We start from the raw sequence: 9077 nt of genomic DNA, 5'->3' as shown, positions 1-9077 counted from the left end.
AGATTACTATCCTTTTGGAATGCTGGTACCAAATCGTCATGCCGACACCGAAGAATACCGTTATGGATTTACCGGAATGCCAAAAGACGATGAGTTAAAAGGCGGACAAGGTAATAGTTATGATTATGGAGCGAGAATGTACGACCCAAGAGTTGGAAGATGGTTTGCGCCTGATAAAATGGAACGCAAATTTCCGCAATACTCACCATATAATTATTCTTTGAATAATCCAATACTGGTAACTGATCCAGATGGTAAAGATCCAATTATTTCCGGATTGACTGAAGCAGCAACTGCTTTCATGTTAAGTGTTGGTGTGGATTTTTTAAGTTCATATTTATTAGAAGGAAATAGTGCTGAAGAAGCTTTTCATGATATTGGATGGTTTTCTGCATCTTGGGACGGTGTTAAGGCTTGGGGAGAATCGAGTATTGTTCCTGGTTCAGCAACTGCATCAAGAATAGTTAAACTAAGTAAAACTAAAATTGGAAAGGTTTTAATTGCAATAACAGAAGAGATGGTTAAAGGAACTGTTGACGCATACATGCAAGGTAAATTTAACAATAAACAAACTGGAGAATTTGATTTTGGTGAGTTTTCAACGGCTATGAAGGGAATTGGAATAGAGTCAATTGTACAAGGCTTAATAGATACTGGTTTTAAAGGAGCTGCAGAAAAAGTATTAGAAAAGTATGCAGATAACTTTAAATCTTTAAAAAGACTTGAGCAAAAATTAGAAAGAAAAATTGCAAATGGAGATTCAGCAAAGAGAATTTCTAATTACACAAAAAAAATTACTAAACAACAAGATAAGATTAATAAGATTAAAGAAACCTATAAAAAAGTAAAAATGGCAGAAGAAGTAGGAACAGCCGCAGCAGGGAAAGTTGTCTCAAAAAAAACTAAAGAAGTTCTCAATGTTGAATAATGCACTTAAATTTTTAGGACTAATAATCTTTTCTTTTTTTTCATACTATTTAGCTATTAATATAGTCAACAATGTTGAAATATATAAACGTCTTTTTTTAACATTTTTATTTTTAACCATGTTAGTGATTTTGTTTCAATCTACAATAAAGGATTTTTTGTTTTCTCCTTTTGAAATTGCTCGATTTAAATATGTACAAAACAAATTATTGTTGCTTAAGTTTAAAATGCAATTTTTTATAAATAAGGGGTTGTTTTTATTAGGTCTTTTATTAGTATCTTATCTTTTAATATATACAGTGTTGAATGTTATAATTCTATTAGCATCATACAATTCAGCAGTTGAAATTGAAATTGTAAAAATTAATGATTTAGATGTCTCTAGGAATTCATTCGATTATGAGTTTTATTTTAAAGATGTTTTGATGACTAAAGGAACAAAAATGAATGTTACTAATAGAGAAATTTTAGATAATAATTCTAAGTTAAACAATTATAGAATCGAAATAAAGTATAAAGAATCCTGTTTTAATTCCTATTATATAGTTGAAAAGAATCTTATTAGCTTGGAATCTAGCTCTGCAAAAAGTTTCTCAAAATAACAAATTTATCGTTTGTGTTGTGCAAGTGCCTTCTGATGTCGCACCCTAAATGATGATCCGCAAAAAGCATAGATTAAAACATGAAGCAATAAAAAACTACAACCCTAAAAAAGTTGTAGTTTTTTATTTATGCATATACATAGTTTCACTTTCACCTAAAATTGTATTTTTGGCACAAACCACAAAATCACACCCATGAAAAAAACGAGTCCTATTATTCCTCTTTTCAAACAGTTTATACGAGAAACGGAAACGGGTAAGCGACTCAAAAAAAATGGTGAAAAAATAAAATCCAGTTCGATAGATAATTATAAATATGTCTTACAAAATCTGATTCAGTTTTCGAGTGATACTAAATTTGAACTGCGTATTTGTGACGCTTCAAAACTGGATAAACGGGAACTGACCTCCGAGAAAAGTTACTGGAAAAAATTTTATCAGAAGTTTACGGATTTCCTTTATAAAAAAGGCTGTCACGACAATTATGTGGGGGCCAATATTAAAGTGATCCGGGTGTTTTTTAATTACCTGAAAAACGACAAGGATTTAAATACAGGTGATTTTCAGCGTCTGTTTTATGTAAGAAAAGAAGAAATAGAAATCTTTGTATTATCACCGGAACAACTTAAGTTTTTAATTCACGACAAAGAATTTGAACAGACCCTTATTCCGAGTTACAAACGCATTAAAGACATCTTTGTGTTTGGTTGTACCACTGGTTTACGGTATTCCGATATTTTTTTACTGACCAATAAAAACTTCGAAAAAATGGAAGACGACTGGTACCTGAAGCTCAAATCCAAGAAAACCAAAACCTTTAGTTTTATTAAACTTTCTGCTTATGCCGTGACTATTTTCCAGCGTTATGCCACAACGAACAATAAAACGCCGCTTTTTGGTACTATCAGTTTGTTCAATTTTAATAAAAGCCTCAAACAAATTGGGGAGCTTGCCGGCTTTACAGCCCCAATAGAAGTTTCCCGAGAAAGACAAGGCAAAACACAACGTATTACAAAAAAAACAGATCTGGTTAAAAACAGGTTTTGCGATAAAATGAGTTCGCACATGATGCGGCGAACTGCGATTACCACTTTACTAATTTTGGGTATGCCGGAACATTTGGTTCGAAAAATTAGCGGGCACAGCCATGCCAGTACCTCTTTTAATCGATACGTGCATTATGCACAAGCGTATATGGATAAGGAAATTGAGAAAGTACATAGTAAACTGGAGAGTTATTAATTGGATCTACACTCATACTAAAGAAAATGACGATTAACCGGTAATAAAATCACAATTCGCGCTACTCATTTGCCTGACAATCTGACTGAAAAAGACTAAATGCTCTAAAATTTGCAAACGAAGTTTCCGTATAGGAATGACGGATCGGTGACGGAGAAACGACCTAAAAAAACGCAATGTCAAACTGGCAGATTAAGGTTGAGAATCGGGATCTGTCGTTATTCTTCGATATCACTTTTAGTTTGCTTTTTTCTTTTGAAGAAGGTTTAAGGAGGGATTTATAAAAAGAGTTAAAAAAAGAAAAACCTGGTACCAGAATCATATCTGGTATCAGGTTTTTTTGTTTTAATTTATGCTGTTTGTGGATTATCCGTTACAGTGCGAAGTCTAAATACATCCGCACATAGCATACGATAAATTTGGCATTTGTAAAGAACTGTTCTCAGATCTAGACCAGTTATGCTCCTTCCAAAAAAAATCTATATCTAGAATGTTTTTTCATAACAAGCGATTTATTTAGAGTTCCAAAATTAGATTTAATAAAGACTTTAAAATTTAAATCATCTATATTTAATATTTTTGGGTCTTTAATTTCAAAATATATTATAAACTTTTCTTGCGTTTCATTAACATGATTTTTAATCTCCTTAAACGTATCAAAAGTTACAGTTTCTCCTCCATTAAGCATATAACATTCTTTTGTAATTAAATTAGTTTTCTCCAATCCAATTACCTGCATATTAAAATCCTCTAATTTTAATGATTCATCTAAAAAAATAAAATATAAAGACACAACAAGACTTTTATTCGTCTTTATTGCTGAGACTGAAAGATCCAACATCTCAAAGCCCTCAACTTTAATTCTTTCATTATCTGAATTATTAATATCACTATAATAATCGTTCGTCTTTTGGCATGATACCATTAAAAATAAAACTAAAAAAACGTTTAAATACCTCATCTTTTCTTCTTCTTATCAATTCTACTAACATCCTTTCTTTCAATATTTGTTAATTCATATCCACCTTTATTCAATGCAGAATTTAATTCATCTTTCTGAACTTGACTCATTCCCTCGGTATAGATTCTTTGACCATTTTTAAGACCTTTAAATTTTCCATTTAAAATTTGATGAATAGTTATTGCACTTTCCGTAGCAAAAGCAGCTTGTCTAAATGCTTTACTACCAGGGTTCATGTCATTATCCAAATCATGTTCATTTCCCCATGTACTATAGTATCCCCAACCATTTAACCATACACTTCTAAAAACAGCTCCTTTATGAGCTTGAACATCTTGAAAAGTATGCAATGACATGCCTAAATTTTCAATTGCTACAGTATTAGCCTGCATTGCCTCTATTGAACTTAAATTTGCAGAATCAAAAAGTAAATCCCAAGCATTACTTAAACTTCTATTTATAGCATCTGCAGCAGTAACAGTATTGCTCTCATATAAAGTTCGAGTAGAATGCCACTTTTGAGCAGTTGGATTTTCGGATTGAGATTCTTCCGTTCTATCATAATTAATTCCTTTATTATAAAGTATACCTTTTGCCTCTCTAGAAGATAATGAACCTCCAATGGCTGAGAAAATAGGGTTACTGCCCTGACTATCTTTCGAATTTTTATTAACGATAAGTCTACCAAGTAAATCTCCTTGGTTATTTGATGATCTTGACGCAGGATTATCTGTAAAAGTAGAGCTGTAATGTGCAACTAAACTAGCAACCACTTGTGACATTCCGGCTTTTATTAGTTTATACCTTGTTAGCATATAATGAATAAACAGTGCATATTTCCCGTCTTGATCTATATGAGTAGTTGGTTTATTTTCTGCATAACTATAAGGACTTATATATGCGAACTTATCTTGCATTGGATCCAGACTTAAAAATTTACCAATCCTTGGATCATAAATCCTAGCACCAAAATCATAACTATTCCCTTCACCTTTTAATTCGTTATCAAGTTCCTTACCATTAAACCCGTAACGATACTCTTTTGAGCTTTCATGACGATTTGGTACCAGCATTCCAAAAGGATAGTAATCTAAAAGACCATCAGACCAATAAATACAAGAACTCAAGCACTAATAAAAAATGCATAAAACTGCATTAAAAGGCATTTTTCAGCCTTTCAAAGATAGAAAAATAACTAAAATAAAAACTTGATTTGTGGAGTATCCCAAACACAATTTAAATCAGCTTTTTGTAACATTTCTTTATCATTAAAAAACCTACATTATTTATTTGTAAAAGAATTTTAAAAGTTTATCTTGCCCCAGTTTTATTAAAAAAAATACCACATTGAAAACAAGAGTATTACCCGGCTTTTTATTGTTTTTTTTTAGTTTGTTTCTGATTTCTTTTTCGGATCCTTATGCTATCAAACGTATTTCTGATGCCAACTTCAGATATGAATTTTATACTACCGACAAAAAAATAAAAATAAAAGACCATAAAGTATACTTTTGGTTCAAGGGCGGAGCGATTCACAGCGCTGAAGCCGGAATTGCAGGAACGCTGCTTGACGATAAGTTCGTAAAAATGTACCACAGCAACCAACTGGCGGAACAAGGTCAGTTTAAAGAAGGCCTAAAAGTAGGCTTATGGAAAACCTGGCATACCAACGGAACGATTGAAGCTACCGAGAACTGGAAAAAAGGACTCAGATCCGGAGACTATTTGCGATATGACGATAAGGGTATTCTTGCCGAAACCGGAAAATACAAAAAAGGTGTGAAAATCGGAAAATGGATTAATTTCGAAAAGAAAGATACGCTGGTGTACAAAAAAGGAATTCTTGTTCCAAGAAAACAAAAAATCTCCAAATCCCAGGAATACAAACTAAAAGAAGAACAGACAAAACTTGAAGCGACTAAAAAACAGGCACAGGAACTGGAAAGCACTTCGGACCTGAATACGCTTGCTTCCTATAAAGCTGCTGCAAAAGAAAAAGAAAAAGCAGAAAAAGAACAGAAACAAAAAGAGAGAGAAAAAGAAAAGGCCGCTGAAAAACAAAAAAAGGCCGCTGATAAAGCTTCACAGAAAGACTCTAAAACCAAAACATTCTTCAAAAACATATTTACAAAAAAGCAATAAGCGAATGGTTAAGGCTCATAGTTTATTGTACGCCATTTACATTTGTTTAATCGTATCTATTATATGCGGTGCGCTTTTGTATTTTGCCAATTTGTACAATCAGCTTAATTTATATTACAACCTGCAGGAAGAATTATACATTCAGAACCAGTCGATGGTTAATTTTGCTTTGGGAAATAAAATCCTTCCGCAAGAAATTCAAAAAGACGAAAACTCCGGTATTGAAGGAAATTACAAAACAAGATCGTACGGTTTGCTTACGCTGCTACTGGCAGAATCTTCTGTTGGAAATGACACCGTAACCTCAGCTCATTTTGTCGGCAGTTTCAGCACGGACAAAACCGCTATTTACCTGACCAATATTTCCAAACCGCTTTCGTATTCCGGTACCGTAAAATTAACGGGGGACAGCCAGCTGCCTTCCACTTTTATTGAAACTTCTTATATTACCAGCGGCGCGAACAAAATCACGAATAACGGAAAAGTGAACGTTTCGGATCTTGCACTTCCCGAGATTAATCCCGATTTCAAAAAAATATTCGCGCAGACGCAAGGCCGGAGAACTGCTTTAAAAGATATCGAAAGACCAAAAGACTCGCTGTACTACAATTCTTTTCTCAACGAAACCAAAGAAATTGAGGTGAGTTCGAGACTTTCCAGCGTCATCTTCAAAGGCAATTTCATTCTGAGATCGAAAGACTCGATTCGCATACAAAAAAATGCTGTGTTGGAAGATGTGATTCTTATCGCTCCCAAAATCACCTTCGAAGCCGGTTTTAAGGGAACAGTTCAGGCCTTTGCGACAAAAGGAATTGAACTCGAAGAAAAAGTCGTGCTCAATTATCCGTCCGTGATTTGTGTGTACAATACCAACGAAGCAGAAAGCAAAATAAAAATAAAGAAAGAAAGCATTATCAGCGGTGCCGTCGTATTATTTGGCAATTCGATCGAAGAATTAGACAAAAACAGCATGGAGATAGCCGAAGAAGGATTGATCTTCGGCGATATTTACTGTACCGGAAAATTATTTTTGAGAAGCACCGTTTACGGCTCGGTTTATACCAACCGCTTTTTTATACAAACGGGCGCTACCTCCTACGACAACACCATTGCTGACCTTGAAATCAATTCGGACAAACGGCCGCCTTATTTTATTTCGATCCCATTATTCACCACTCAAAAAACCAGCTATGGTATCCTTAAAAAAGTATTATAGCGTAAAAGCAAATTCCATACTGGAATCGGTTATTGCTCTGACGATCATCTCGATTTGTCTGTATTTTGCTATTTTGATTTTTGCTGCAGTTTTTACACCACGAACCTCGGCTAAATTTTACAGCACCCAAAACAAGGTCAATGAATTGTTCTTTTTATCGCAATTGAAAAATGATTCGTTACAATATGAGAGTCAGGACGAAAACCTGCTAATCGAAGAAGAAGTGATCAACGACCGCCTGAAAAAAATCTCTGTCCAGTACAAAGACAGCTCGCAATTTAAGTTTGAAAAAAGTTTTTATGTCGAAAGCAATCCCTAATCGCAACAATTCGGTTCCGGCGTTTTCGATTATAGAAACGCTGGTTGGAATGGCCATCACCGCCATTATCATGGGAATTTTATTCGCCATATTTTCTATTGTAACCGAAAGAATGATTGATTTCAGAAATCAGAACCAGCTTGTTAACGATTTAAACCGACTGACGTACAGCCTGAACAAGGACATTTTCGAAAAAGAAAAAATGAACCGGACCGACAATGAACTCTCTTTTAAAGGATATGCGGGAGAACAGGTACACTATACTTTTCAGGAAGACTATACAATACGGACGAATGAGACTTTTATTGACACTTTTAAGATTCAGCTCAAACAGATTGTGATTGATACCGTAAAAAGCAAATCACAGCAATTGTTATTTTTAAAACTGAAACTGAACGTAACCATTAATGAAAAAGAATCGTCCCTGAGTTTTTACAAAAGAGTGTATGCGAATGAATTATTACAAAAAACACCCAAACCATGAGTCTTGATCTAAGTACATACAAAGCCCCAAAGGCCGAAAAAACGGATTTTAAGCTGCCGTCAGGTACTGCATCCTTTCAATTCTCAAAAAAACTTTCGGACAAGAAAAAAGAAATTTTCTATCGTGAATTGGGTATGCTGCTCAAATCCGGTGTTGATTTTAAAAAAGCACTCGAAATCCTGAGCAATCAGTCCAGTAATAAATTTGAGAAGGATATCATCCTTCAGATCAAAGACAAGGTTATTGAAGGAAGAAGTATTTACGAGTCCATGCGCGAAACGAATCAGTTTTCGGCTTACGAATATTACAGCATTCAGATTGGGGAGGAAACCCGAAAACTGGAAGAAGTCCTGGCCGAACTGCAGAAATACTTCAACCGTAAAATCCAGATGAAAAGGCAGATTGTTTCTGTATTGACCTATCCGGCGATTGTGATGATCGTAACCGTTCTGGTACTTTATTTTATGCTGAACAAAGTAGTTCCGATGTTTAGTTCCGTGTTCAAACAATTTGGCAGCGAATTACCGAAAAGCACACAGGTGATTATCAAAATATCAAATCATTCGGGAACGATATTCAGCATTGTACTGGCCATCATCATCGGATTAATTATCACGCACGCCTTGCTGAAAGAAAAAGATTTTTACCGGGCACTGACCACAAAGATGATTTTGAAAATACCTTATTTCGGAAACCTCATCCGCAAAATTTATATTTCGCGTTTTTGCCAGGCGATGAATTTACTGATTACGTCTAAGACCACATTGATCAACTCCCTGTCGCTTACAGCCAAAATGATTGGCTTCTACCCGATCGAAATGGCGATTCACGAAATCAAGGACGACATCACACGCGGTGCTTCCTTAAATGAAAGTTTAAAAAAGCACGACGTGTTTGAAAACAAAATGGTTTCGATGGTTGAAGTAGCCGAACAGGTGAACCAGCTGGAGACCATGTTTGAGCGACTTACGGAACAATATAATGAAGAAATAAGCCATCAGACCAAGATGATCGGAGTGATCCTGGAACCCATGATTATCATAGTGATCGGAGTCATTGTTGGCGTCATTATGGTATCGATGTACGCCCCAATGTTTGATTTAAGTAAAATCATAAATAAATAGTAATAGTTTCATTACAATTTGTATTTTTGCCCGCCGAAGTATTAACATATTTTAATAAAT

At 34.6% G+C, this 9077-nt stretch carries 10 protein-coding genes; 8 read left to right on the top strand and 2 right to left on the bottom strand.

Annotated features, from left to right (window positions below; all coding sequences use genetic code 11):
• The 3 genes from GJU43_RS09825 to GJU43_RS09815 form a co-directional block, all read left to right on the top strand.
• A partial coding sequence (locus GJU43_RS09825) for an RHS repeat domain-containing protein (RefSeq protein ID WP_195760034.1) occupies positions 1-928 on the top strand: 928 nt, incomplete at its 5' end.
• Positions 918-1529: a hypothetical protein gene (locus tag GJU43_RS09820; protein WP_154340589.1), complete on the top strand. Its 612-nt coding sequence runs from the start codon at positions 918-920 to the stop codon at positions 1527-1529. The genes GJU43_RS09825 and GJU43_RS09820, both read left to right, overlap by 11 nt.
• A 195-nt stretch (positions 1530-1724) precedes the next feature.
• Positions 1725-2771, top strand: coding sequence for a tyrosine-type recombinase/integrase (locus tag GJU43_RS09815; RefSeq protein WP_154340588.1), 1047 nt, complete (start codon positions 1725-1727; stop codon positions 2769-2771).
• Positions 2772-3228: 457 nt separating this feature from the next.
• Here the strand turns inward: GJU43_RS09815 and GJU43_RS09810 are convergent, their stop codons facing one another.
• Both GJU43_RS09810 and GJU43_RS09805 read right to left on the bottom strand, forming a co-directional pair.
• Positions 3229-3732: a hypothetical protein gene (locus GJU43_RS09810; protein ID WP_154340587.1), complete on the bottom strand. Its 504-nt coding sequence runs from the start codon at positions 3730-3732 to the stop codon at positions 3229-3231.
• On the bottom strand, positions 3729-4859 hold the full coding sequence (locus GJU43_RS09805; protein ID WP_195760033.1) for an RHS repeat domain-containing protein: 1131 nt from the start codon (positions 4857-4859) through the stop codon (positions 3729-3731). Before GJU43_RS09805 ends, GJU43_RS09810 begins: the two co-directional genes overlap by 4 nt.
• Positions 4860-5079: 220 nt before the next feature.
• Between GJU43_RS09805 and GJU43_RS09800 the strand changes: the two genes are divergently transcribed.
• From GJU43_RS09800 to GJU43_RS09780, 5 genes are read left to right on the top strand one after another with little or no spacing between them, the layout of a single operon-like run.
• A complete protein-coding gene (locus tag GJU43_RS09800; protein WP_154340585.1) occupies positions 5080-5874 on the top strand; it encodes a toxin-antitoxin system YwqK family antitoxin in 795 nt (264 codons plus the stop codon).
• A 4-nt stretch (positions 5875-5878) separates the two neighbouring features.
• Positions 5879-7090 (top strand): polymer-forming cytoskeletal protein, encoded by a 1212-nt coding sequence (locus tag GJU43_RS09795; RefSeq protein WP_154340584.1) that lies wholly within the window; start codon positions 5879-5881, stop codon positions 7088-7090.
• Complete coding sequence (locus tag GJU43_RS09790) at positions 7065-7409, top strand: hypothetical protein (protein ID WP_154340583.1); 345 nt, start codon at positions 7065-7067, stop codon at positions 7407-7409. Before GJU43_RS09795 ends, GJU43_RS09790 begins: the two co-directional genes overlap by 26 nt.
• Positions 7390-7893: a type II secretion system protein J gene (locus GJU43_RS09785; RefSeq protein ID WP_154340582.1), complete on the top strand. Its 504-nt coding sequence runs from the start codon at positions 7390-7392 to the stop codon at positions 7891-7893. The genes GJU43_RS09790 and GJU43_RS09785 overlap by 20 nt, the downstream gene beginning before the upstream one ends.
• Entirely contained in the window at positions 7890-9017 is a 1128-nt protein-coding gene (locus GJU43_RS09780) for a type II secretion system F family protein (RefSeq protein ID WP_154340581.1), read from the top strand. The genes GJU43_RS09785 and GJU43_RS09780 overlap by 4 nt, the downstream gene beginning before the upstream one ends.
• The last annotated feature ends 60 nt before the right edge of the window (positions 9018-9077 follow it).

Origin of the sequence: Flavobacterium sp. LC2016-23, from assembly GCF_009674775.1 — a bacterium.
GTDB lineage: Bacteria > Bacteroidota > Bacteroidia > Flavobacteriales > Flavobacteriaceae > Flavobacterium.
Note: the sequence above shows the minus strand (reverse complement) of the source record. Positions and strands in the feature narration are given on the sequence as shown.